Below are 23,355 nucleotides of genomic sequence, written 5' to 3'. Positions count from 1 at the left end.
TCTACTTGGCCCATTATTCCGAGAGTTCCCCCTGAGACTTGGCCCCTTTTAAGGGTCCTTGGCCACGAGGCTCCGCACCCCCTCGGGCAGGGGTTCCTCGGGGAAAAGCTTCTGGAAGCGCCGGGCTAGGTCCCCTAGCAGGGGTCTTAAGCCAGGTTCCCTCAGGGCCTCGGGGTAAAGGGCCCGCATTTCCTCCAGGAGGCGTTCCCGCGCCAGGTGCCGGGCCACCAGGAGGGCTTCCCCCTCCAGCCTGGGGGGCCTGCCCCGCCGCAGACGCTCTACCTCCTTGCGTACCAGGGGGCTTTGGAGGTGGCGCTGGCAGGTGGGGCAGGGGTGGACCTCGCTGGGGGTCTCGCAGATGGGACAGGGTTTTCCCTTGGCCTGCCGGAACATGGCCAGCGCGGCCCGGGCCACCTTTTCCCGCAGCTCGGGAGGGGCCTCCTGAGAAAGCCGCAGGGCCCGACGGGCGGCCTCGAGGTCGGCCGGACCAGGCTCCTCCAGAGGTTTTGGGGGCGGGTCCTTCCTCAGGGGGCCCACCACGAAGCGGATCTCCTTCACCACCCCAGGAAAGCGCTCCTCGTAGCGCCTTAGGAGGAGGAGCCTGGAGTAGGTGAGCTGGTGGGCGGTCACCGGGTCGGCCACCAGGACGGTGAGGGTGCCTTCCTCGAGGCCCACGGCCTCCGTGAGCCGGGCGAGCTCCTGGCCCACCACCTCCTTCCAGGCGGCCAGGACCAGCCCCCGCTTGAGCTTAGCCTGCCCCCCGGCCTTCTTCAGGGCCTCGGGGACCAGGTCCTTCAGGCGCCAGGGCATTCCACCACACCCCCTTCCACCCAGCATACCGGCACCCCTTCCGGGGCCAGGAGGCCCGCCAGGGCCGCCTGGGGCAGCCCCCGGGCGTAGGCCAGGACCGCCTGACGCCTGGCCTCGTCCAGCTCCTCGCTCCACTCGTCCACCAGAAGGAGGGGGGCTTCCCCGTGGTGCTCTGTGAGGAGGCGGTGCTCCGCCAGGCGCAGGGCCAGGGCCAGGGCCTTGGCCTCCCCCCGGCTGGCGAAGCGGTGGGCAGGCCGCCCCCCAAGGAGGAAGACCAGGTCGTCCCGGTGGGGGCCCACCAGGGTCTGCCCCCGCTCCAGCTCCTCCTGGCGCCGCGCCTCCAGGGCCTCCAGGAGGTCGCCCGGGGCGGTCTCCTCCAGCCGTAGCCCCACCTCCCCTGGGGCCAGGGTGCGGTGGATGCTCTGGAAGAGGGGGTGGAAACGCTGGAGGAAGCGGCGCCTTAGGGCCTTGATCTCCTCCCCATAACGGGCCAGCTCCCGGTCCCACACCCCAAGGCCGTTCCCCCCTGCCTTCAGGAGGGCGTTCCGCTGGCGCAGGGCTCGCTCGTAGGCGGAAAGCAAGGCGGCGTACCGCCGGGAGAAGCGCCCGATCAGCCGGTCCAGGAAGCTCCGGCGCTCCTCCTTGGCCCCCAGGACCACCTCCACGTCCTCAGGGAGGACCAGGACCGAGCCGGGGAGCTCGTGTAGTCCCCTTAGGCCCACGGAGCGCTCGTTGAGCAGTACCTCCCGCCCCTCAGGGGAAAGGCGCTGCTCCACCCGGTAGCGCCCAAGCTCGGTTTCCACCTCCGCGTAGAGCCAGGCCTCCCTTTCCCCAAAGCGCACCAGGTCGGCCAAAGCTGTCCGCACCTCCCCCCCAAGGACCAGGTGCAGGCCTAGGAGGAGGCTGGTCTTTCCCTGGGCGTTCCCCCCCACCAGGGCGAAAAGCCCTGCCGGTGGCTCAAAGGCAGCAAAGGCCAGGTTGCGGAAGTTCTTCTGCCGGAAGAGGAGGAGCCGCATCTCAAAGCCTCACCCGGCGGAAAAGGGCGGGGAGGAGGAGAAAGGCCAGGGCCAGAAGCCCTGCCCCTAGCAGATACGGGGCCTCGGGCTCTAGGCGGTAAAGCCCCGTGCCCACCAGAGGCCCCAGCATCCTACCCAGGGCCTGGGCGGCGCTGTTTAGGCCGGCCACCAGGCCCTGCTCCCCCTCCCCCACGGCCAGGGAGAGGGCGGCCGTTACCCCCGGCCCTGCCAGGGCGGCCCCTGCCCCCTGAAGGGCCAGCCCCAGGGCCAGGCCCCAGAAACCCTGGGCTAGGACCAGCACCCAAAAGCCCAGGATGCCCAGGGGGAGGCCCAGGAGGAGGAGGGTCCTGGGGGGCCAGGAAAGCTTGCGTACCAGGACCCCCTGGACGAAGACCGCCACGAGCCCATAGAGCACCAGGGCCGCCCCCACGCTCCGGGCGGTCTCCACCCCGCTAAGCCCCAGGCGGTCTTGGAAGTAGAAAGCCACGGTTTGCTCCAGGGCCACCCCCGAGAGGTTCAGGGTGAAGCCCAGGAGGAGGAGGGGGAAGACCCGGCCGTCCCAGGGGGAGAGCTGGCTAGCCCGCGGCCTTCCGGCCGGACGGGACTCCGGCAGGACCAGGGCCACGAAGAGGGCGTTTAAGAGGGCGATGGCGCTGGAGAAGAAGACCGGGGCCAGCAAACCGAGGAGGGCGGCAAGTCCCGCCCCCAGGGCCGGCCCCAGGATCACCGCCAGGCCGAAGGCCGCCCCCAGGAGGGCCATGCCCGCGGTGCGACCCTCCCGCCCCGTTACGTCCGCCACGTAGGCCTGGGCCGTGGGCAGGGTGGCCGAGCTGAAGGCCCCCCCCAGGAGGCGGGCCAGGAGGAGCAGGGGAAACAGGAGCTCGGGTGGAAGGAGCCCCCTTGTCCCCAGGAGGGCGAAGAGGCCGAAGAGGAGGAAGCTTACGGCAAACCCCAGGATGCCCAGGAGGAGGACGGGCTTGCGCCCCCCTTCGCTCCGCCTTCCCCAGTAGGGGGCGAGCAGGAACTGCATGAGGGCGTACCCCGTGGAGAAAAGCCCCACCTGGACCTCGCTCAGGCCCAGCTCCCGCCCCAGGGGCCCCAGGATGGGGAAGAGGATGGAAAGCCCCAGAACGCTGTTGAAAAGGGTGAGGAAGAGCAGCCCAAGGGGGGACATGCCCCAGAGTTTAGCCGAAGCGGCCGGTGATGTAGGCCTCGGTGTAGGGGTGTTTGGGTTTGGTGAAGAGGACCTCCGTGGGGCCCTCCTCCACCAGCACCCCCAGGTGCATGAAGAGGGTGCGGTCGGAGACCCGGGCGGCCTGCTGCATGTTGTGGGTGACGATCACCACGGTGTAGCGGGTCTTGAGTTCCTGGATGAGGTCCTCAATGGCCTGGGTGGCGATGGGGTCCAGGGCGCTGGTGGGCTCGTCCATGAGGAGGAGGGGGGGCTCCACGGCGATGGCCCGGGCGATGCAGAGCCGCTGCTGCTGCCCGCCGGAGAGCCTGAGGCCGCTTTCCTTCTTGAAGCGGTCCTGCACCTCGTTCCACAGGGCGGCCCGCTTCAGGGCCTCCACCACCCGGTCCTCCAGCTCGCTGCCCTTGACCCCCATGAGCCGCAGGCCGAAGGCCACGTTCTCAAAGATGGTCTTGGGGAAGGGGTTGGGCTTCTGGAAGACCATGCCGATGTGCCGCCGCACGGCCACCGGGTCCACCCGGGGGTCGTAGATGTTCACCCCCTCGTAGAGGACCTCCCCCTCCACCCGTACCCCGGGTACCAGGTCGTTCATGCGGTTGAGGGAGCGCAGGAGGGTGCTTTTCCCACACCCCGAGGGGCCGATGATGGCCGTGACCTGGTTCCGGGGGAAGCGCACGGAGATGTCGTAAAGGGCCTGCTTCTTACCGTACCAGAGGCTCAGGCCCCGCACGTCCACCAGGGCCTCGGCCTCGGAGACGGGCGCGGTGCGCACCGTCTCGTGTTCCTTGAGCATTTCCAGACTCACCATTCCCTCCTAAAGCGGTTCCTCAGGTAGAGGGCCAGGAAGTAGAGGCCCGAGAGCACCAGGAGCATGACCAATATCCCTGCTGCCGCCACCCGGGCGAACTCGGGGATGTTCATGGAGACCCAGAGGTAGATCTGCACGGGGATCACCGTGTACTCCGACAGGGGCCCCGTGGGGTAGAAGGGCACGTAGGCGGCGGCCCCCACCAGGAGGAGAGGGGCGGCCTCGCCGATCAGGCGGGCGGCGGAGAGGATGACCCCGGTGACCATCCCCGGCAGGGCCGCGGGCACCACCACCCGGAAGACCACCTGCCGCCGGGTGGCCCCCAGGGCGAAGGCCGCCTGGCGCAGGGACTCGGGCACGGCCCGCAGGGACTCCCGGGCGGTTACCACGATCACCGGGATGCCAAGAAGCCCCAGGGTCAGAGCAGCGGAGAGGATGGTGGGCCCCAGGCCCATCTCCCGCACAAAGATGGCCAGGCCCAGAAGCCCGTAGACGATGGAGGGCACCCCGGCCAGGTTGCGCAGGTTGACCTCGAGGATGCGGTTTAGGGTGCCCTCCCGCAGGTACTCCTCCAGGAGGATGGCCGTGCCGATGCCCACGGGGATGGCGATGAGGAGGGCCAGGGAGAGGACCCAGATCGTACCCCAGATGGCCACCCCAATCCCCGCGGTGAGGGGGGAGCGGGAGGGGGTGCGGGTGAGGAAGCTCTGGTCCAGCCAGGGGTTGAGGACAAGCCGCTCCCCTTCCCCCAGGCCGGCCTTGAGCTCCTCCCAGCGCCTCAGGCCCTCCAGGAGGGAGAAGTCGGCCACGCGCTCGTCCCTAAGGCCGGTGACCACGTAGCGGAAGGGGCCTTCCTGGGTGTTCCACATGAGCTCCACCCGGTTCTGCAGGAAGAGGACCCGCCGTTCCGTGGGGTCTTGGAGCAGGGAGCGGGCCTCCTCCTCCGTGTACCCCCGGGCCAGAAGCTCCTGCCGCAGGACCTCCGTGGCGGCGAGGCCGAAGGGGTAGGTCCTGCCGGGGCCCTCGTCCGCCCGCACCACCTGCACGGAGACGCTTCGGTAGAGGGTGTCCCCCAGGAGGAGGACGAGGAGGCCGATGGCCAGCACCAGGGGCAGGACCAGGGCCCGGGCGAAGGTCCGGTCAATGCGGGTCTTCCAGGGGTCGGTGCCGAAGGCTTCGGGGGAAGGGGAGGATAGGGTCCTATTCATATCGCTCCCGGTAGCGTTCCACCACGTACTGGGCCAGGATGTTGAGGAAGAGGGTCAGGAGGAAGAGGGTGAAGCCCACGGCGAAGAGGGCGTAGAAGCCGGTGGAGCCGGTGGGCTGGTCCCCGGTGGCCGCCTGGACGATGTAGCTGGTCATGGTGGCGATGGTCTCCCGCGGGTCCAGGGTGAGGATGGGCCGCTGGCCGGCGGCGATGGCCACGATCATGGTCTCGCCGATGGCCCGGCTGGTGGCCAGGATGATGGCGGCGATGATGCCCGAGATGGCCGCGGGGAAGACCACCCGCAGGGCCACCTCGTAGGGCCTGGCCCCCAGGGCGTAGGCGGCTTCGCGGATGGAGCGGGGCACGGACTCCATGGCGTCGGCGGCCACGTTGGAGATGTAGGGGATGATGGCGAAGCCCATCACCAGCCCGGCGGAGAGGGGGTTGAAGATGTTCAGGTCAGGGATGACCCGTTGCAGCAGGGGGGTGACGAAGAGCAGGGCGAAGTAGCCGAAGACCACGGTGGGGATGCCCTCAAAGAGCTCCAGGGTGCCCTTGATGCGGGCCCGGGCGGCCCCGGAGGCGTACTCCGAGAGGTAGATGGCCAGGGCCAGGCCCAGGGGCACGGCCACCAGGAGGGCGATGAGGGTGACCAGGAAGGTCCCGGCGATGAGGGGGCTGATGCCGTAGCGGGGGTCGGCGAAGAGGGGGGTCCACTCGGGGGCGAAGAGGAACTCCGTGAGGGGCACCCGGCGGAAGAACTGGGCCACGTCCCCTACCAGGCTCAGGATCACCCCCAGGGTGGTGAGGAGGGTGATGGAGGAGAGGAAGACCAGGAGGGCGAAGGTGAGCACCTCCTTGGGGTTCCTCGAGGGCCTTTGCTTCAGGATCTCCATGCCTTTCCCATTCTAAGGGGGTGGGGGAAACTCCCCCACCCCCAGGGGTCAGCGGGGCTACTGCACTTCCTTCCGCAGCTCCTCAATGAACTTGGCCAGGGGGGTGCCAGGGGGCAGGTCCGTGAAGAAGCTCCCCGTCTTCTTGCGGGCCACCAGGCCCTGGCCGATGCGGTAGGCCTCGTCGGGCAGCTCCACGTACCCCGTGGAGCGGATGGCCCGCCGGGCGGCGGGGGAGAGGTAGAAGTCCACGAAGTCCCGCACCTCCTTGCGCTCCAGGCTCTTCAGGTTCACGTAGATGAAAAGGGGCCGGGAGAGGGGCAGGTAGGTGCCGTTTAGCACGCTATCCCGGCTGGGAGCCACGCACCCCTTGCCCCCGTCCACGGCCAGGGCCCGGACCTTGTCCTTGTTCTCCTCGTAGTAGGCGAAGCCCACGAAGGCCATGGCGTAGGGGTTGCCCGTGACCCCCCGCATGATCACGTTGTCGTCCTCGGAGGGGAAGTAGTCCTTGCGGATGGAACCAGCCCGGCCCATGATGGCCTCGGTGAAGTAGTCAAAGGTGCCAGAGTCCGTGCCCGCCCCGAAGAGGACGATGCGGCGGTTGGGCCAGGCGGGGTTCAGGTCCTTCCAGTAGTTCACCTTGGCGTTGGGCTCCCAGATGGACTTGAGCTGGGCGGTGGTCAGGCACTGGGCCCAGGTGTTCTGCCGGTTCACCAGGATGGAGAGGGCATCGTAGGCCACGGGGATCTCAATGAACTGGATTCCCGCCTTCTGGCAGGCCTCCAGCTCCGACTTGCGGATGGGCCGGCTGGCGTTTTGGACGTCCGTCTCCCCCCGGCAGAACTTCTGGAACCCCGCCCCGGTGCCGGAGAAGGCCACGGAGATCCTCACCTGGGGGTTTCGGGTCACAAACTCCTCCGCCACCGCCTGGGTGATGGGGTAGACGGTGGAGGAGCCATCGGCCCGGATCTGGGCCAAAGCCGCCCCGGCCAGGCTCAGGACCGCCAAGAGGACCGCTTGCTTCTTCATCTCCAAACCTCCCACCCGTACTCTGCCAGCCCTTTGTCAGGAGAAGGTCAAGGCCCTCCCCTTCAGGCCCAGGTCAAGGCCCGCCGCGTTGTAAAGCCCCTGACGGATCACCGCGCCTCCAATAAGCCTCTCCCCCTGGTAGAGGACGGCGCTCTGCCCCGGGGCCACGGCGAAGACGGGGGTCTGGAAGCGGAGGCGCAGGGGGGCCAGGGACTCCACCCGGGCCCGCACCGGGGGGGTGCGGTAGCGTACCTGCACCTCCACCTCCTCGGGGAGCTCGGCCAGAAGGTTCAGCGCCTCGCCCTCGAGGCCCCCCCACAGGGCCGCCTCCTTGGGTCCCACGTAGACCACGTTGGCCTCCGGGTCCACCCCCACCACGTACCGCTCCAGGTGGCTGTGGTAGAGCCCAAGCCCTTTGCGCTGGCCCAGGGTGTAGAGGCTTGCCCCCCCGTGCTCCCCCACCACCTCCCCGGTGAGGGCGTCCACCAGGGGGCCGGGGCGGGTGGCCAGGTTTTCCCGGAGGAAGGACTTCAGGTCCCCGGCCACGAAGCACAGGTTCTGGCTCTCGGGCTTTTTGGCCGTGGGGAGGCCTGCCTTTTCGGCAATGGCCCGCACCTCCGGCTTGGTGAGGCCCCCCACGGGGAAGAGGAGGTGGGGCAGGGCCTCCTTGGGGGTGCCCCAGAGGAAGTAGCTCTGGTCCTTGTGGGGGTCTAGGCCCCGGAGGAGGGCCTCGCCCTCCCGGCGCACGTAGTGCCCCGTGGCCACATAGTCCAGCCCCAGCCTTTGGGCCTGCTTGAGGAGGGCGCCAAACTTCACGAAGGTGTTGCACCGGGCGCAGGGGTTGGGGGTGCGCCCCCGGGCGTAGTCCCGCAGGAAAGGCTGGATGATCTCCTGGGCGAAGACCTCCCGGTAGTCCAGGAGGTAGAAGGGGATGTCCAGGAGGTCGGCCACCCGCCGGGCCTCGTAGGCGGCGTCGGGGGTGCAGCAGCTCTCCCAGGCCCTGGCCCCCCCGGGGTCCAGGGTGGGGCGGGGGGGCTCCTCGGGCCAGAAGCGCATCATGGCCCCCACCACCTCGTAGCCCGCCTCCTTGAGGAGGTAGGCGGAGACCGAGGAGTCCACCCCCCCGGACATGGCCACCAGGACGCGCTTCTTCATGCCACCACCTTTTCCCCCAGGGCCGCCTCCGTGCTCTTCAGGGCCACCTCCACCATCTCCGGGGTGGGCTCGGCCACGGTGAGGGCCTGGAAGCGGAAGCCCAGGTTCCTGAGGGCCCGGGAAAGGGGGTCATCGTGCCGGGCGGAGAAGTAGAGGAGCTCAAAGGCCAAGGCGGCCACCACCGGCAGGAAGAGGACCCGGGCCAGAAGGCGCCACCAGAGCACCTCGGGGGCGGGGATGAGGCTGTAGACCAGCACGGAAACCACGATGACGAAGGCCAAGAAGGTGGTGCCGCACCGGGGGTGGAAGCGGGGCTGGGCCATGACGTTCTCCACGGTGAGGGGAAGCCCCTTCTCGTAGGCGTGGATGGCCTTGTGCTCCGCCCCGTGGTACATGAAGAAGCGGCGGATCTCCGGCATCCGGCCGATGAGGAGGAGGTAGCCCACCAGGATGCCCACCTTGAGGAGGCCCGCCAGCAGGTTGTAGAGCACGGGGAAGCGGGCCGCGTCCACCAGAAGTCCGGAGAGGAAGCCGGGAAGCACGATGAAAAGGGCAATCCCCAGGAGGAGGCTGAAGGCCACCGTGCCCCAGAGGGCCCCCTTGGGCACCTCCTCCTCCCCCGCCAGCTCGGCGCTGCGGGCCAGGGCCCGGTAGCTCACGGAGAGGGCGTCCCAGAGGGCCACCACCCCCCGCACCAGGGGGAGCCTAGCCCAGGGGTAGCGTTCGGTGAGGGCCCTTTCCTCGTGGCGCTCCACGTGGATCTCCCCGCTGGGCAGGCGCACGGCCAGGGCCCAGGCCCAGGGGGCCTTCATCATCACGCCCTCGAGGGCCGCTGCCCCCCCGAGGGCCACCTGCTTGGCAAGGAGAAGCCACATCCTTCCCATTTTGCCACGGCGTGATATAACCCAGGGCGTGATCACCCTAAGCGCCAGCCAAGCCGACTTTTTGCAGGCCCAGGTTCCCCTCAAGGTGCTCTTCGCCCGCAAGGAGGCCCTCCTGCCCCAGGGGGAGGCCCTGGACGCCCGCTTAGGCGGCCTCCTCCGCCGCGCCCTGGCGGGGGCGGGCTTCAGGGGGGAGGCGGGGGAGAGCCTCCTCCTTGCCACCCCGGAGGGCCACTTCCTGGTCTTCGGCCTGGAGGAGGACCTCAGGCACGCCGGGGGGAGGCTCGCCCAGACCCTTCTCCGCCACGCCTTTCCCGAGGTTCTGGTGGAACCCGTGGAGGACCCCTATGCCCTGGCGGAAGGGCTTCTCCTGGGGGCCTACCGCTTTGAGCGCTACCGGCAGAAGCAGGAGGAGAGGGTCCTGAAGGTGTCCCTTTCCGGAGCCGAGGCGCCGGGGCTTGAGCGGGTGTGGAAGGTGGCGGAGGGGGTCTACTTTGCCCGCGACCTGGTCAACGAGCCCCCCAACGTGCTCACCCCCGAGGCCCTGGCGGAGGCCGCCCTTTCCCTGAGGGCCCTGGGGGTGGAGGTAGAGGTCCTGGACGAGGGGGCCATCGCTGAGCTGGGCATGGGGGCCTTCCTGGCGGTGGCCCGGGGCTCGGAGAACCCACCCCGCTTCATCGCCCTGCGCTACGCCCCGGAAGGGGCCAAGGAGCGGCTCGACCTGGTGGGCAAGGGCCTCACCTTTGACTCGGGGGGCTACTCCCTGAAGCCCACGGAGAGCATGGCCACCATGAAGGGGGACATGGCGGGGGCGGCGGCCGTCTTGGGCGCCATGAAGAGCGCCGCCCTCTTGGGCCTACCCCTGGAGCTTAGGGGCTACATCGCCGCCTGCGAGAACCTGATCTCCGGCCGGGCCTACCGGGTGGGGGACGTGCTCAAGACCTTCTCCGGCAAGACGGTGGAGGTGATGAACACCGACGCCGAGGGCCGGCTGACCCTGGCGGACGCCCTGGCCTACGCGGAGCGCCAGGGGGCCAGGCAGATCCTGGAGCTTTCCACCCTCACCGGGGCGGCGGTGGTGGCCCTGGGGGAGGAGGTGGCGGCCCTCTTCGCCACGGAGGAGGCCTGGGGCCAGCGGGTGCGGGAAGCGGCCAGGCGGGCGGGGGAGAAGGTCTGGCCCATGCCCCTGGAGCGGGCTTACCGGGAGAAGCTCAAGAGTCCGGTGGCCGACCTGAAGAACGTGGGGGACCGCAACGGCGGGGCCATCACCGCGGCCCTTTTCCTGGCGGAGTTCGTGGGGGTGCCCCTGGCCCACCTGGACATCGCCGGACCCGCGTTTGCCAAGAAGGCCCACGCCCTGGGCCCGGAGGGGGGCACGGGCTTCGGCGTGCGGACCATCCTGGAGCTGGCCCAGGCCCTCTAAAAAGGGGGCCCAGGGGGGCATCCCCTGGGCCCTTATAGACCGCCTCCTAGCCCTGGCAGTTGGGGCACTTCCCCCGGAACTCCAGGCGGAAGCCCTCCAGGGCCCAGCCCGTCTTTTCCCCCGCGGCCTGCTGGGCGGCGGAAAGGTCCAGCTCGGGCAGGTTCTTGAGGGGAAGGTCCTCCACCTTGCCGCAGGCGGTGCAGGCCAGGTGCAGGTGGGGCTCGGTGTAGCCGTCGTAGCGGGTGTAGCCCTTGGGGTCCTTGAACTCGTAGATGAGGCCGTGCTCCCGCAGGACGTGCAGGTTCAGGTACACCGTGGAGAGGCCGATGTCGTAGCCCCGCTTCTTCAGGCCGTTGTAGAGCTCCTCAGGGGTAGGGTGGACGTTCTTGCGGTCCAGGTAGCCCAGAATACGCTCCCGGGGCAGGGTATGCCGTAGCCCCACTGCCTTTAGGCGTGCCCGGTAGTTTTCCTTTTCCTTCATCTTTGGCATGGCTCCTCCTTCCTTTCAATTCCAGTATACATACGCTGTGTGCAAATGCAACACTTGAAGGAAGTAAAGGGTTATACCATCAAAGTTTGTTCTGCAAGCCGAGGATTTTTGCACTGCCTTTGCATGTGTGGGTGTTTCCCAGTTTTTCACCGGCTGGGCCCCTTTGCCAAGCCCTCCTCTCCCGAGGCCGGTATAATGGGCCCATCTTGGAGCGGCCCGTTTACCGCATCCTCCACCTGGTCTTCGCCCTGGGCTTGGCCCACGCCCTCTTCCTCCTGGGGCAGGAGGGGGTACGGGCCCACCGCCTGGCCCAGGAGCGGGCGAGGCTGGAGGCCGAACTGCGCCAGGCGGAGGCTCGGGTGGCCGCCCTCCGCGCCCAGGTGGCGGCGGCCAAGGACCCCGCCCACCTCGAGGCCCTGGCCCGCCGCTTGGGCATGGTGCGCCAAGGGGAGATACTGAAGAGGCGATGAGGGAAGACCCGGCCCACATCCTTTTGGAAGACGAAGCCCTTACCGATGGCCTCAGCGACGAGGAGGCCGAGACCCTCCTCTCCTGGCTTCTGGAACTGGCCCACGAGGCCACCCCGGCCCAGCTTTCCCACCTGCGGCGCCTGGGCCACGAGATCACCCGCCTCTCCCGGGACTACGGGGTGCCGGTGGAGGACCTGATCGGCCTGGTGGAGCTGGCCTGGGGCGAGGCGGACCCCATGGGCCTCCAGGCCTAGAGCGCCAGGGCCCGCAAAAGCTCCCGCACCTCAAAGAGCCGTGGGGGCGGGGGGGTTTTGCGGTAGATGAGGGAGACCTGCAGGGCGGCCTCCTCCGCCAGGGGCCTGAGCACGGTGCCGGGATGGGGGAAGACCCGGTAGGGGGCCAGGGTGAGGTAGACCCCCACCCCGGCGGCCACCAGGCTCACCGCCTGGGGGAAGCGGACCACCTCCCGGGCCACCTTGGGGGTGAAGCCCGCCTGGCGGAAGACCTCCATGAAGGCCTCGTAGAGGGGGGGGAGGGCCTCCTTGGGCAGGAGGAGGAAGGGCTCCTCCTTGAGGGCGGTCAGGGGCACCCGTTCCCGGCCCGCCAGGGGGTGGCCCTCGGGCAGGACCACCACGATGGGCACCTTCAGGAGGGGTTCTGCGGCGATGGCGGCGTCCTCCACCCTCAGCCCGGCCAGGCCGTAGTCCAGGCGACCTTCCTTCAGGGCCTTCACCTGCTCGGGGGTGTGGAGCTCCACCACCTCCACCGGCTGGCCCAGGCCCCGGCGCAGGTGGTCCAGGAGGGGCATGAGGTCGGGGAGGAGGTTCTCGGGGACGCCGAAGCGGAGCTCCTCCCGCCCCGCCCGCCGCACCCGCTCCTTGAGGGCCTCGGCCTCCTGGAGGAGCCGCCGCCCCTCCTGGGCCAGAAGCTCCCCGGCCGGGGTCAGGCGGAAGGGCCTGCGCTCCAGAAGCCGCACCCCCAGCTCCCGCTCCAGGGCCTGGACCTGCTGGGAGAGGGCGGGCTGGGAGAGGTAGGCCCTCTCGGCCGCCCGGTGGAAGTTCCGCTCCTCCGCCAGGAGGAGGAAGAGGCGCAGGCGGCGCAGGTCCATGATAAGAAAAGTTTATCATCCTGCTCGGGCAGGTGCTATTGGACAAAGCGCTTCCCCTTGCGCCACACTGAGGGGTGAGTCGGTGTAGTGTAGTTTGCCCAAGGGGGGAAGCATGACGGAGGAAGCATTGAAAAATGCCCTGGAGGCCCTTTCTGAAGCGGAGCGGGCCCGGTTCCAGGCAGAGGAGAACCGGGAGTGGCTGGAGTCGTTGGAGTACGTCCTCCGGGTGGAGGGGTTTGAGCGGGTGGAGGAGTTGCTCGGCCTTCTGGACGAGTACCTCTACCTCCAGGGGTACACCCCCCGGAACCGCCTCTCCACCCCCTACCTCAACACCATCCCCAAGGCCCAGGAGCCCTTCTATCCCGGGGATATGGCCTTGGAACAGCGCATCGTCAACATCCTGCGCTGGAACGCGGCCATGATGGTGGCCCGGGCCAACAAGAAGGCGGACGGCATCGGGGGGCACATCTCCACCTACGCCTCCATCGCCGAGCTTTACGAGGTGGGCTTCAACCACTTCTTCCGCGGGCCCGAGGCGGGGTTGGACCGGGACCTGGTCTTCTTCCAGGGCCACTCCTCCCCGGGGATTTACGCCCGGGCCTTCCTGGAGGGCCGGCTTTCTGAGGCCGACCTGGAGAACTTCCGCCGGGAGGTGCACCCCCCTGTGCCGGGGGGCCGGGGACTTTCCAGCTACCCCCACCCCTGGCTCATGCCGGACTTCTGGGAGTTTCCCACGGTCTCCATGGGCCTTGGCCCCATCCAGGCCATCTACCAGGCCCGCTTCATGCGCTACCTGGAGGACCGCGGCCTGAAGCCCAAGAGCTCCGCCAAGGTCTGGGCCTTCCTGGGGGACGGGGAGCACGACGAGCCCGAGACCGTGGGCGCCCTGCACCTGGCGGCCCGGGAGAACCTGGACAACCTCATCTTCGTGGTGAACGCCAACCTGCAGCGCCTGGACGGGCCGGTGCGGGGCAACTCCAAGATCATCCAGGAGCTGGAGCGCCTCTACCGGGGGGCGGGCTGGCGGGTGATCAAGATCGTCTGGGGCTCCGCCTGGGACGCCCTCATCGCCAAGGACAAGGAGGGCCATCTCCTGCGCCGCTTTGAGGCCCTGGTGGACGGGGAGAGCCAGCGCTACGCCGCCTTCGGGGCCAAGGAGCTTAGGGAGCGCTTCTTCAACACCCCGGAGCTGAAGCGCCTCATTGAGGGGATGAGCGACGAGGAGCTCACCGAGCTCACCCGTAGCCGCGGTGGGCACGACCTGAGGAAGATCTACGCCGCCTTCAAGGCGGCGGTGGAGCACAGGGGGAGCCCCGTGGTCATCATCGCCCGCACCATCAAGGGCTACGGCATGGGGCCCACGGCCATGGCCAAGAACGTGGCTCACCAGGTGAAGAAGCTCACCGAGGAGGACCTCAAGGAGGCCCGGGCCTTCCTGGGCATCCCCGTGCCTGAGGAAAAGCTCCCCGAGCTCCCCTACTACCACCCGGGCCCCGACTCCCCCGAGGTGCGCTACCTCCTGGAGCGGCGGAAGGCCCTGGGGGGGTTCGTGCCCCAGCGCCAGGTGCGCTTCCAGGGGGGCCTCGAGGTGCCGGGGGAGGAGTTCTTCCAGGAGTTCTACGAGGGCACGGGGGGGCGGGAGATCTCCACCACCATGGCCTTCGTGCGCATCCTGGCCAAGCTCCTGCGCCACCCCGTGGTGGGGAAGCTTTTGGTGCCCATCGTGCCCGACGAGGCCCGCACCTTCGGCATGGAGGCCCTCATCGCCCAGGTGGGCATTTACTCCCCCCAGGGGCAGCTCTACATCCCCGTGGACGCCGGCACCCTCACCGCCTACAAGGAGAGTAAGGAGGGGCAGATCCTGGAGGAGGGGATCACCGAGGCTGGGGCCATGGCCGACTTCATCGCCGCCGGCACCGCCTACGCCCACTGGGGCATCCCCACCATCCCCTTCCTCATCACCTACTCCATGTTCGGCCTTCAGCGCATCGGGGACCTGGTCTGGGCCGCCGCCGACCAGCGCACCCGGGGCTTCCTGCTGGGGGCCACCGCCGGGCGCACCACCTTGGAGGGGGAGGGGTTGCAACACCAGGACGGGCAGAGCCAGGTCTACGCCTTGGCCGCCCCCAATCTCCTGGTCTACGACCCCGGCTTCGCCTACGAGCTGGCGGTGATCCTGGAAGACGGCCTGCGCCGCATGTACCAGAAGGGGGAGGACGTCTTCTACTACATCACCATAGAGAACGAGAACTACCCCCACCCCCCCATGCCCGAGCCCCGGGAAGGGGTCAAGGAGGGCATCCTCAAGGGGCTCTACCTCCTCCGCCCGGGAGAGGGGAAAGGCCCCAGGGTGCAACTGTTGGGTTCGGGCCCCCTCCTGCCCCAGGCCCTCAAGGCCCAGGAACTCCTCCAGGGCTACGGGGTGGTGGCCGACGTGTGGAGCGCCACCAGCTACAAGGCCCTCTACCTGGACGCCCTGGAGGCGGAAAGGGAGCGGCGGCTTCTGGGCAGGGCCCGCAAGCCCTACGTCCAGGAGGCCCTCGAGGGGTACGAGGGCCCGGTGGTGGCCGTGAGCGACTACCTCAAGGCCCTGCCCAACCTGATCCGGGGCTACCTGGACCGTTCCTTCTGCCCCCTGGGCACGGACGGCTTCGGCCGCTCCGACACCCGGGAAGCCCTGCGGGACTTCTTTGAGGTGGACGCCCGGCACATGGCCTACGCGGCCCTCTCCCTCCTGGCCGAGGAGGGGAAGGTGGCGGCGGAGGTGGTGGAGAAGGCCCGCCAGGACCTGGGGCTTCGCCTGGAGGTGGCCCCGCCCCACCGGCGCTAGGGGGTATGGTGGAGGTTAGCATGGAGCTCAAGCTTCCCGAACTGGGCGACAACGTGAGCGTGGCTACGGTGGTGGGGGTGCTGGTCAAGGAGGGGGACCAGGTGGCCCCAGGCCAGCCCCTCCTGGAGCTGGAGACCGACAAGGCGGTGATGGAGGTGCCCGCGGAGGCGGGCGGGGTGGTGCGCCGGGTGCTGGTGAAGGTGGGGGACGAGGTGCGCCCGGGCCAGCCCTTTTTGGAGCTGGCCGAGGCCCCCGCGGTTGGGGGGCCCTCTTCTGAGAAACCCTCCCCTGCGGCCAAGGAGCCCCCCCCTGAGGCGCCCAAGGCCCCAGCGCCCACCCCTCCCGTTGCCGCGGGGGGCGAGGGCCGCCGCCTCATCCCCGCTGCCCCCAGCGTGCGCCGCCTGGCCCGGGAGCTGGGGGTGGACCTAAGGGGAGTCCAGGGCACGGGCCTGGCGGGGCGGATCACCGCCGAGGACGTGCGCCGGGCGGCAGGAATGGCCCCGGCTCCCCTCGAGGCCCCCACCCCAGCCCCCGCCCCCAAGCTTCCCGACTTCAGCAAGTGGGGCCCGGTGCGCCTGGAACCCATGAGCGGGGTGCGCAAGGCCACCTTGCGCTCCATGAGCACCGCCTGGGCCCAGGTGCCCATGGTCACCCACTTTGACGAGGCGGACATCACCGAGCTGGAGGCCTTGCGCAAGCGCTACGCCAAGCGGGCGGAGGCGCGGGGCTTCCGCCTCACCCTCACCGCCTTCCTCCTCAAGGCCCTGGCCCTCACCTTAAGGGCCTTCCCCAAGTTCAACGCCTCCATAGACGCGGAAGGGGCCCAGGTCATCTACAAGGACTACGTGCACATCGGGGTGGCGGTGGATACCCCCCATGGCCTTCTGGTGCCGGTGATCCGCAATGTGGACCAGAAGGGGGTCCTGCGCCTGGCCAGGGAGCTCCAGGAGGTTTCCGAGAGGGCCCGGGAGCGCAAGCTGGCCCCGGAGGAGATGCAGGGGGGTACCTTCAGCCTGTCCAACCTGGGGGGGATTGGGGGGACGGGGTTCACCCCCATCGTGAACTGGCCGGAGGTGGCCATCCTGGGGGTGTCCCGCTCCCAGGTGAAGCCGGTGTGGGACGGAGAAAAGGAGGCCTTTGTACCCCGGCTCTTCATGCCCTTTGGCCTCACCTACGACCACCGCCTCATTGACGGCGCTGAGGCCGCCCGCTTCTGCCGCCACCTGGCCGCTCTCCTGGAGGACCCCCTGGGCCTGGCCCTGGAGTAGGGCTTTCCCCGGGGCATCGTGTAGTATGGGAAAGTATGCGCGTCATCGTGGTGGGAACCCGGGGCAGCGCCCTGGCCCTGGCCCAGACCCGGTGGGTGGTGGAGCGCCTCAAGGAGAGCTGGCCCGAGGCGGAGTTCAAGGTGCGGACCATCAAGACCCGGGGGGACCAGGGGGCGAACCCCCGGGAGCAGGCCATCTTCGTCAAGGAACTGCAGGAGGCCTTGCTTTCCCGGGAGATTGACATCGCCGTCCACTCCCTCAAGGACCTCCCCACGGAGGAGCCCCCCGGCCTCAGGATTGCCGCCGTCCCCCGGCGCCAGGACCCCCGGGACGTCTTCCTGGGCAAGACCTACAAGCGCCTGGAGGACCTCCCCAAGGGAGCGGTGGTGGGCACCAGCTCCGTGCGCCGCAGGGCCCAGCTCCTGGCCTACCGCCCCGACCTGGTGGTGAAGGAGCTTCGGGGCAACGTGGACACCCGCCTGGCCGCCCTGGGCAACGGGGAGTACGACGGGATCGTCCTGGCCGCGGCGGGGCTCATAAGGCTGGACCTTCGCAACCGCATAGACCAGTTCCTGGAGCCCGAGGTGATGCTTCCCTCCCCGGGCCAGGGGGCTTTGGCCCTGGAGGTGCGCCAGGGGGACGACCTGGCCGAGGAGCTCTGCTACGCCCTCCACCACCACCCCTCCCACGACCGGGTGCGGGCAGAAAGGGCCTTCCTGCGGGGCCTGGGGGCAGGGTGCATGGCCCCCGTGGGGGCCTTGGCCCAGGTGGCCGAGGACGGAACCCTCCTCCTGGAGGGGATCATCCTCTCCCCGGACGGGAAGAGCTTCATCCGGGCGGAGATTGAGGGGGACGCCTCCGAGGCCGAGGAGCTGGGGCTGGAGCTGGCCAGGGACGTGCTGGAGCAGGGGGGGCGGGAGCTTCTCCAGCAAACCCGACAGGTTTAGTGGAGTTTCCCCGGGGGCTGGGGTATAGTGGGGGCGATGGCGCTGAAGCGTCTGACCCGCCAACGCAAGGCCGTGCTGGAGGTGGTGCGGCGGGCCCACAACCACCCCGATGCCGCCTGGATCTACCAGGAGGTGCGCAAGACCGTGCCCAAGGTGAGCCTGGGCACCATCTACCGCACCCTCGAGGCCCTGGTGGCCGAGGGCTACCTCATCCCCATCAGCAAGGCGGGGGAGGCTACCCGCTACGACGCCAACCTCCACCCCCACCTGCACCTGGTGTGCCAGGGGTGCGGGGAGATCGTGGACCTGGAGCTGGACCTCCCGGACCTGGTGGCCCTGGCCCAGGCGGCCCACCCCGGGGTGGAGGTGCGCACCGCAGAGGTGACCTTCCGGGGCCTCTGCCCCACCTGCAAGGCGGCCCCCAGGGGCTAGATGGACGCCCTGGCCTGGCTCTACGCCCGCCAGGGGATCATCACCCCCGGCCTGGAACGCATCCGGGCCCTCCTGGCCCGTCTGGGCCATCCTGAGGAGGCTTTTCCCACCGTCCTCGTGGGGGGTACCAACGGCAAGGGCTCGGTGGCCCGGGCCCTGGCGGCCATCCTGGAGGAGGCGGGGCTCAAGGTGGGGCTTTACACCAGCCCCCACCTGGTGGCCTTTCCGGAGCGGGTGGCCGTGGCGGGGACCCCCATCCCCGAGGCCAGGCTCGCCGGCCTTCTGGAGGAGGTACGCCCCCACGCGGAGGCGGTGGGGGCCAGCTTCTTTGAGGTGGCCACCGCCCTAGCCCTCCTCCACTTCGCCCGGGAGGGGGTGGAGCTGGCCGTGTTGGAGGTGGGGCTGGGGGGGCGCCTGGACGCCACCAACGCCGCGGAGCCCCTCCTCTCCATCGTCACCAACATCGGCCACGACCACTTGGAGGTCCTGGGCCCCACCCTGAGGGATGTGGCCCGGGAGAAGGCGGGGATCCTCCGCCGGGGGGTGCCCGCCCTCACCGCCGCCCAGGGGGAGGGCCTGGCCGAGCTTCGGGCCCAGGCCCGGGGGCTTGGGGCGCCCCTTTGGGTTTTGGGGGAGGATTTCGCCGTGGAGGAGGTGGCCCCCTTGCCCCAGGGCCTGGCCTTCACCCTGGAGCTGAAGGGGGAAAGGCGGGGCTTCCAGACCTCCCTCCTGGGCCCCCACCAGGCGGCCAACCTGGCCCTGGCGGCGGTGGGGGGGAGGCTCCTGGGGGCCTCCTGGGAGGCGGTGGCCCGGGGCCTGGCCCGGGCGGAGAACCCGGGGCGGCTCCAGCGCCTCACCTGGAGGGGAAGGCCCCTCATCCTGGACGGGGCCCACAACCCCGAGGGGGCCTTTGCCCTCCGCGAGGCCCTCCGCTTCCACGGCCTCCTGCCCGCGGCCCTGGTCCTGGGCTTCAGCCGGGAGAAGGACCACAGGGCCATGGCCCAGGCCCTGAAGGACCTGGGCCCCGTGGTCCTCACCCGCTACCATTCCCCCAGGGCCCAGGACCCCAGGGCCCTCCTTCCCCTCTTCCCCGGGGCCTGGGTGGAGGAAGACCCCCTGAGGGCCCTGGAGCGGGGCTTTGCCCTAGCCGAGCGGGTGGTGGTGGCGGGAAGCCTCTACCTGGTGGGGGAGGTGCTGCGGGCCTTGAAGGGGCTTCCCCCCGAGGCGCGCTGGCAGTAGCCCCTGTTCAGGGCGCGTTCATCCCCGCCTCTTTAAACTAAACCTCGAGGCCAGCCAGAAGAGCGCCCTTTTCCCCGAAAAGAGCCCCCTTTTGGCTCCCTCGAAGGGAGATACCCATGCGGAACAGGTATACACTTTTGGCCCTCAGCCTGGCCCTTGCGGGCCCTTTGGCCGGGTGCTCCCCCCAGGCCGCCTGCACCACCCCCATCTGCCTCCGGGCCCACTGGCCCCTGAACGAGGCCGCGGGAGCCACCAGCGTGGCCGACGTGGTGGCCAACCCCATCCTCAACACCGGCACCCCCAAGCCCGGCGCGGTGGCCGCTTGGCCCAGCATGACAGGGCCCATGGCGGTGAGCGGCCAGATGGCAGGCGGGCTGTACTTCCCCGGGAACGGGGCCACCTGGGTGGAGGTCCCCTCCACCCCAGACCTCAACCTGGGGTATGGGAGCCTCTACCTCGAGGCCCATGTGGCCCCGGTCCAGTGCGGGGCGGGGGCCTACTATCCCATCCTGGACAAGTGGGGTGGGAGTAACGGCTACACCTTCTACCTAGAGGGCACCGGGCCAGGCCAGGTGCGGGCGGCCTTGCGCCTTGGGGGGAGCACCTTCACCTCCACCCAAAGCTTTACGGCCAACTTCACCCCACCTTCGGGGGGCACCTGGACCCAGGTGGCGGTGAAGGTGGACGGGGCCAGCGGGGTCTTTTACGTGAACGGGAGCCCCGCGGGGACCTTCACCGCGCCTGGGGGCAGCACCACCAACACCCTGCCCCTCTGGATCGGGGCCCTGCACACCCCCCCAAGCGGGATGGGCCACTGCGAGATCGGGCTGGACGAGGTCAAGATGGGCACCGTTAACCCCATCTACAGCGGGCAGTAGGAGGGAGGCATGAAGCACCCCCTTTTTGCCCTCGCCCTTCTCGTGCTGGCGGGTTGCAGCGGAGGCCTGCCGGCCCTGAAGGTGACCCTGGTGGACGGCATCGGCGAGCCCCTGCAGCCCCTGGCCGCGGCCTGGCGGCTTGGGTCCCCGCCACTTGCTTGGAACGCCCTGCCCACCGGCCAGTCCAGCTGGAGCCTGCCCATTCCCCCCGGGGCCCGGTTCCAGGTGGCCTTCCGCTGCCCCAGCTCCGGCGCCACCGACTTCTACGTGAGCCTGGACCTTCAGCGCAATGAGGTGGGCAACCAGCTCCTGGTGCGCTGCCCCTCGGTTTACGCCAGCCCCCTGGCCAGCGAAAGCGGAACCCTCAACGTCTCCCTAAATTCGGGCCAGGCCTTCTCCGCCCGCCACCAGGTGGCGCTCTCGGGGAACACCTTCACCGGGCTTCAGGTGCCCCAGGGCAACGGGCGGGAGGTGGCCGTGTTCGGCTTCGTCCTTAGCGGGAGCACCTCCACCCCCCACTTTGGCCGCCTGGGGTCCTTGACCATCCCCACTCCCCCCCCCAGCCTTTCCCTTAGCCTGAGCCCCGTCACGGCCACGCTGAGCGTGACCACACCCCCCGGATTTTTTTCCTACGCCGGCCTGGTCCTGCAGAGCTTCGTACCGGTGGACCTGGCCTCCTGGACTGGGGGCCTCCAGCCGGTGCCCTGGCCTGCCCTTCAGTGGAACGACCTCTTCCAGTTCTGGACCTGCCTTGGCTCCAGTTGCGCCATCCGGCGCGAGTACTACGCCGCGGTCCCATCGGCTCCCCTGAGCCTGACCGTGCCCCCCCTCACCCTCTCGGCGAGCGAGACCCACTCCCCCACCGCCTTGCCCACCTTCAGCAACCTCGCCGCCAGTGGGTTCAGCCCGAGACTTTCCTTCCTGGGCTATGCCTTCTTCCTGGCGGAGCCCGGGGTGCGCTACTGGCGCCACTTCCTGAGCCCTGGGGCATTGGGGAGCGCCACCAGCTACTACGTGGACGTGGAGAACGCCCCGGGGTTTGCCGGGGTGGTGCCCGCGGTGGGTTCTAACGTTCAGCTAAGGGCCACGGCCTTTGCGGGAAACCAGCCCCTCGCCGTCCTCCTGGCCCAGCGGCCCATCCCGGAGGAGACCTTTAGCGCCCACACCCTCTTCCTGGACCGGTTCTGGCCCGTGCACCTGGAGGCCGCCCTCCTTTCCGCCAGCTTCACCTGGTAGCAAGGCCTGCAAGGCCCTGGGCTAGCCCAGGGCCTTGCGGAGAATCTGGGCTGCCTGTAAAAGCTCTTCCGTGGGCCGCACCAGGGCCAGGCGCACCCACCCCTTTCCCCCAGGGCCAAACCCCTGCCCCGGGGCCAGGGCCACGCCTTGTTCCACCAAGCCCAGGACGAACTCCAGGTCGTCCAGCCCCTGGGGAAGTTTGCCCCATAGGTACATGGTGGCCTTGGGGGGAAGGAGGTCCAGGGCGCCTTCCAGGGCCTGGGCCAAGACCAGGGCCCTCTCCTGGTAGACCCGGGCAAAGCCCCGGGTCACCTCCCTGGGGGTCTTGAGAGCGGCCATCCCCATGCGCAGGATGCCCGCGTAGGCGTTGAAGTCTATGACCCCTTTGACCCGCTCCAGCCGGGCCATGGCCTCCTCGTTCCCCAGGGCGAAGCCCAAGCGGAAGCCCGCCAGGTTGTAGCTCTTGGAGAGGGAGAAGAGCTCCACCACCCGTTCCCTTCCCCCGGGGAGGGCCAGGGGGGAGGGGGCCTCGCCCTCGTAGACCTGGTCCACGTAGGGGTTGTCGTGGAGGAACCATAGGCCGTACCGCCGGGCCAGGCCCAGGGCCTCCTCCAGGTAGGCCCAGTCCGCCAGGGCCCCCGTGGGGTTGTTGGGGTAGTTGAGGAGGAGGACCTTGGCCCGCCGCCAGACCTCTTCCGGCACCCGGGTAAGGTCGGCCAGGCCATCGGGGCGCAAGGGGATGAGGAAGGTCTCCAGGGAGGCCACCTTGGCCGCCCCGAAGTAGCTGGGGTAGGCCACCTCGGGGAGGAGGAGGAGATCGCCCGGCTCGGTGAGGGCCAGGAGGAGGTGGGCCAGGCCCTCCTGGCTGCCGATGAGGACCAGGGCCTCCCGCCTGGGGTCCAGCTGGACCCCGTAGCGCTCCTCGTACCAGCGGCAGGCGGCCTCGAGGAAGGGCAGGGTGCAGCTTTTCAGGCAGTAGCCGTAGGTGCTGGGGTCAAAGAGGGCCTCCCTAAGGGCCTCCAGGGGGGCCCTTGGGGGCAAGAGGTCCGTGGAGCCGATGGAGAGGTCTATGAGCCTGAGGCCCCGCTCCCGGGCCCGGCGCTTGGCCTCGTCCACCACCAGGAAGACCGAGGCCTCGGGCACCCTACTCATGGTGCCCCTCCTTCCAGGCCTTGCCCGTGACCAGGCTGAGGGCGTGGGGGAGCACGGGAAGGACCGCCTCCAGGGACTCCCTGGCCCCCCGGGGGCTTCCCGGGAGGTTCAGGATCAGGCTCCGCCCCCGCACCCCCGCCACCCCCCGGGAGAGGGCGGCCATGGGGGTCTTCTGCAACCCCTTGAGGCGCATGAGCTCGGGGAGGCCCGGCACCTCCCGCTCCACCACCTCCCGCGTGGCCTCAGGGGTGCGGTCCCGGGGGGAGAGGCCCGTGCCCCCATTCGTCAGGATGAGGTCCAGGCCGTCCCGGTCGGCCCAGAGCCGGAGCACCCGCTTAATCATGGGAGGTTCGTCGGGGACCAGCTCGTAGGCCACCACCTCAAAAGGTCCCCCCTTGAGGGCCTCCCGCAGGGCCAGGTGGGTGGTGTCCTCCCGCTCGCCCCGGTAACCCTTGTCGGAAACCGTGAGAATGCCCACGCGGAACATTTGTCTTCAAGGTACCACGGGGAGGGGAAGGCTTAGTTTGTGACGTGAAGCTAACGCGGCCTCCCTCAAACTGAATGAACGGTCCATTGACCGGAGCGTGGACTAAAAGGAGCACAGCCATGACCACGGTATTCGTTCGGCACCAGGTGCGGGACTTTGACCACTGGAGAAGGGTTTACGATCAGAACGAGGCCCTGCGCCAGCAGGGGGGTATTTTGGCCAGCAGCGTGTACCGCGATGCCCAAGACCCCAACACGGTGGTGGTGGTGAACCGCTTCCCCGACCAGGAAACCGCCCGTCATTTCCTCGGCTCTCCGGAGCTGCAGAGGGCCATGGAGCGGGCTGGGGTGGTGGGCCAGCCGGAGCTTTGGTTTACTGAGGATTTATCCCCTTTCTCCCTCTAA

24 protein-coding genes are annotated in these 23,355 nt (G+C 69.3%); 11 read left to right on the top strand and 13 right to left on the bottom strand.

Annotated elements, in window-relative coordinates; translation table 11 throughout:
• Positions 1-48 precede the first annotated feature (48 nt).
• The 9 genes from B128_RS0104055 to B128_RS0104015 are packed head-to-tail and all read right to left on the bottom strand — an operon-like array spanning position 49 to position 8,985.
• The gene (locus tag B128_RS0104055; RefSeq protein WP_018110999.1) at positions 49-810 is read right to left on the bottom strand and encodes a DciA family protein; all 762 of its coding nucleotides are present in this window, start codon (positions 808-810) and stop codon (positions 49-51) included.
• Positions 795-1,826, bottom strand: a complete 1,032-nt coding sequence (gene recF / locus B128_RS0104050; protein ID WP_018110998.1) for a DNA replication/repair protein RecF — start codon at positions 1,824-1,826, stop codon at positions 795-797. Before recF ends, B128_RS0104055 begins: the two co-directional genes overlap by 16 nt.
• A gap of 1 nt (position 1,827) precedes the next feature.
• Positions 1,828-3,000 (bottom strand): MFS transporter, encoded by a 1,173-nt coding sequence (locus B128_RS0104045; protein WP_018110997.1) that lies wholly within the window; start codon positions 2,998-3,000, stop codon positions 1,828-1,830.
• 10 nt (positions 3,001-3,010) lie between these two features.
• Complete coding sequence (pstB, locus tag B128_RS0104040; RefSeq protein WP_018110996.1) at positions 3,011-3,826, bottom strand: phosphate ABC transporter ATP-binding protein PstB; 816 nt, start codon at positions 3,824-3,826, stop codon at positions 3,011-3,013.
• Entirely contained in the window at positions 3,820-5,034 is a 1,215-nt protein-coding gene (gene pstA, locus B128_RS0104035; protein ID WP_018110995.1) for a phosphate ABC transporter permease PstA, read from the bottom strand. The genes pstB and pstA overlap by 7 nt, the downstream gene beginning before the upstream one ends.
• A complete protein-coding gene (pstC, locus tag B128_RS0104030) occupies positions 5,027-5,929 on the bottom strand; it encodes a phosphate ABC transporter permease subunit PstC (RefSeq protein WP_018110994.1) in 903 nt (300 codons plus the stop codon). Before pstC ends, pstA begins: the two co-directional genes overlap by 8 nt.
• 57 nt (positions 5,930-5,986) lie before the next feature.
• The gene (locus B128_RS0104025; RefSeq protein WP_018110993.1) at positions 5,987-6,955 is read right to left on the bottom strand and encodes a PstS family phosphate ABC transporter substrate-binding protein; all 969 of its coding nucleotides are present in this window, start codon (positions 6,953-6,955) and stop codon (positions 5,987-5,989) included.
• Positions 6,956-6,991: 36 nt separating this feature from the next.
• Positions 6,992-8,110, bottom strand: a complete 1,119-nt coding sequence (gene mnmA, locus B128_RS0104020) for a tRNA 2-thiouridine(34) synthase MnmA (RefSeq protein ID WP_018110992.1) — start codon at positions 8,108-8,110, stop codon at positions 6,992-6,994.
• On the bottom strand, positions 8,107-8,985 hold the full coding sequence (locus B128_RS0104015; protein WP_018110991.1) for a DUF1385 domain-containing protein: 879 nt from the start codon (positions 8,983-8,985) through the stop codon (positions 8,107-8,109). The genes mnmA and B128_RS0104015 overlap by 4 nt, the downstream gene beginning before the upstream one ends.
• A gap of 37 nt (positions 8,986-9,022) precedes the next feature.
• Here B128_RS0104015 and B128_RS0104010 point away from each other — a divergent pair, with 37 nt between their 5' ends.
• Positions 9,023-10,414 carry a leucyl aminopeptidase gene (locus tag B128_RS0104010; protein WP_018110990.1) on the top strand — a complete coding sequence of 464 codons (1,392 nt, stop codon included), beginning with the start codon at positions 9,023-9,025 and terminating at the stop codon, positions 10,412-10,414.
• Positions 10,415-10,460: 46 nt separating this feature from the next.
• On the opposite strand, the gene B128_RS0104005 is transcribed toward B128_RS0104010, so the two are convergent.
• Positions 10,461-10,904, bottom strand: a complete 444-nt coding sequence (locus B128_RS0104005) for a Fur family transcriptional regulator (protein ID WP_018110989.1) — start codon at positions 10,902-10,904, stop codon at positions 10,461-10,463.
• Between the two features lie 206 nt (positions 10,905-11,110).
• On the opposite strand from B128_RS0104005, the gene B128_RS0104000 reads away from it, so the two are divergent.
• Positions 11,111-11,374: a septum formation initiator family protein gene (locus tag B128_RS0104000; protein ID WP_018110988.1), complete on the top strand. Its 264-nt coding sequence runs from the start codon at positions 11,111-11,113 to the stop codon at positions 11,372-11,374.
• Positions 11,371-11,628 (top strand): hypothetical protein, encoded by a 258-nt coding sequence (locus tag B128_RS0103995; protein ID WP_018110987.1) that lies wholly within the window; start codon positions 11,371-11,373, stop codon positions 11,626-11,628. Before B128_RS0104000 ends, B128_RS0103995 begins: the two co-directional genes overlap by 4 nt.
• Here B128_RS0103995 and B128_RS0103990 read toward each other — a convergent pair.
• Complete coding sequence (locus B128_RS0103990; RefSeq protein ID WP_018110986.1) at positions 11,625-12,482, bottom strand: LysR family transcriptional regulator; 858 nt, start codon at positions 12,480-12,482, stop codon at positions 11,625-11,627. The genes B128_RS0103995 and B128_RS0103990 overlap by 4 nt on opposite strands.
• 112 nt (positions 12,483-12,594) lie before the next feature.
• Between B128_RS0103990 and aceE the strand changes: the two genes are divergently transcribed.
• The 7 genes from aceE (at position 12,595) to B128_RS0103955 (ending at position 21,312) form a co-directional block, all read left to right on the top strand.
• Positions 12,595-15,312, top strand: coding sequence for a pyruvate dehydrogenase (acetyl-transferring), homodimeric type (gene aceE, locus B128_RS0103985; RefSeq protein WP_018110985.1), 2,718 nt, complete (start codon positions 12,595-12,597; stop codon positions 15,310-15,312).
• Between the two features lie 20 nt (positions 15,313-15,332).
• The gene (locus B128_RS0103980) at positions 15,333-16,580 is read left to right on the top strand and encodes a 2-oxo acid dehydrogenase subunit E2 (RefSeq protein WP_026175006.1); all 1,248 of its coding nucleotides are present in this window, start codon (positions 15,333-15,335) and stop codon (positions 16,578-16,580) included.
• A gap of 35 nt (positions 16,581-16,615) precedes the next feature.
• Positions 16,616-17,527 carry a hydroxymethylbilane synthase gene (gene hemC / locus B128_RS0103975; protein WP_018110983.1) on the top strand — a complete coding sequence of 304 codons (912 nt, stop codon included), beginning with the start codon at positions 16,616-16,618 and terminating at the stop codon, positions 17,525-17,527.
• A gap of 36 nt (positions 17,528-17,563) precedes the next feature.
• The gene (perR, locus tag B128_RS0103970; RefSeq protein WP_018110982.1) at positions 17,564-17,959 is read left to right on the top strand and encodes a manganese-dependent transcriptional regulator PerR; all 396 of its coding nucleotides are present in this window, start codon (positions 17,564-17,566) and stop codon (positions 17,957-17,959) included.
• Entirely contained in the window at positions 17,960-19,198 is a 1,239-nt protein-coding gene (locus B128_RS0103965; protein ID WP_018110981.1) for a bifunctional folylpolyglutamate synthase/dihydrofolate synthase, read from the top strand.
• Positions 19,199-19,314: 116 nt separating this feature from the next.
• Positions 19,315-20,076 carry a LamG-like jellyroll fold domain-containing protein gene (locus tag B128_RS0103960; RefSeq protein ID WP_040683565.1) on the top strand — a complete coding sequence of 254 codons (762 nt, stop codon included), beginning with the start codon at positions 19,315-19,317 and terminating at the stop codon, positions 20,074-20,076.
• 9 nt (positions 20,077-20,085) lie between these two features.
• Positions 20,086-21,312: a hypothetical protein gene (locus B128_RS0103955; protein WP_018110979.1), complete on the top strand. Its 1,227-nt coding sequence runs from the start codon at positions 20,086-20,088 to the stop codon at positions 21,310-21,312.
• A 21-nt stretch (positions 21,313-21,333) separates the two neighbouring features.
• Here the strand turns inward: B128_RS0103955 and B128_RS0103950 are convergent, their stop codons facing one another.
• Both B128_RS0103950 and B128_RS0103945 read right to left on the bottom strand, forming a co-directional pair.
• Positions 21,334-22,464, bottom strand: coding sequence for an aminotransferase class I/II-fold pyridoxal phosphate-dependent enzyme (locus B128_RS0103950; RefSeq protein WP_018110978.1), 1,131 nt, complete (start codon positions 22,462-22,464; stop codon positions 21,334-21,336).
• Positions 22,457-22,951 (bottom strand): MogA/MoaB family molybdenum cofactor biosynthesis protein, encoded by a 495-nt coding sequence (locus B128_RS0103945; RefSeq protein WP_018110977.1) that lies wholly within the window; start codon positions 22,949-22,951, stop codon positions 22,457-22,459. Before B128_RS0103945 ends, B128_RS0103950 begins: the two co-directional genes overlap by 8 nt.
• A 119-nt stretch (positions 22,952-23,070) precedes the next feature.
• Here B128_RS0103945 and B128_RS0103940 point away from each other — a divergent pair, with 119 nt between their 5' ends.
• A complete protein-coding gene (locus tag B128_RS0103940) occupies positions 23,071-23,355 on the top strand; it encodes a putative quinol monooxygenase (RefSeq protein ID WP_018110976.1) in 285 nt (94 codons plus the stop codon).

The sequence above is a fragment of the Thermus igniterrae ATCC 700962 genome (assembly GCF_000376265.1).
GTDB classification, from domain to species: Bacteria; Deinococcota; Deinococci; order Deinococcales; family Thermaceae; genus Thermus; species Thermus igniterrae.
Note: the sequence above shows the minus strand (reverse complement) of the source record. Positions and strands in the feature narration are given on the sequence as shown.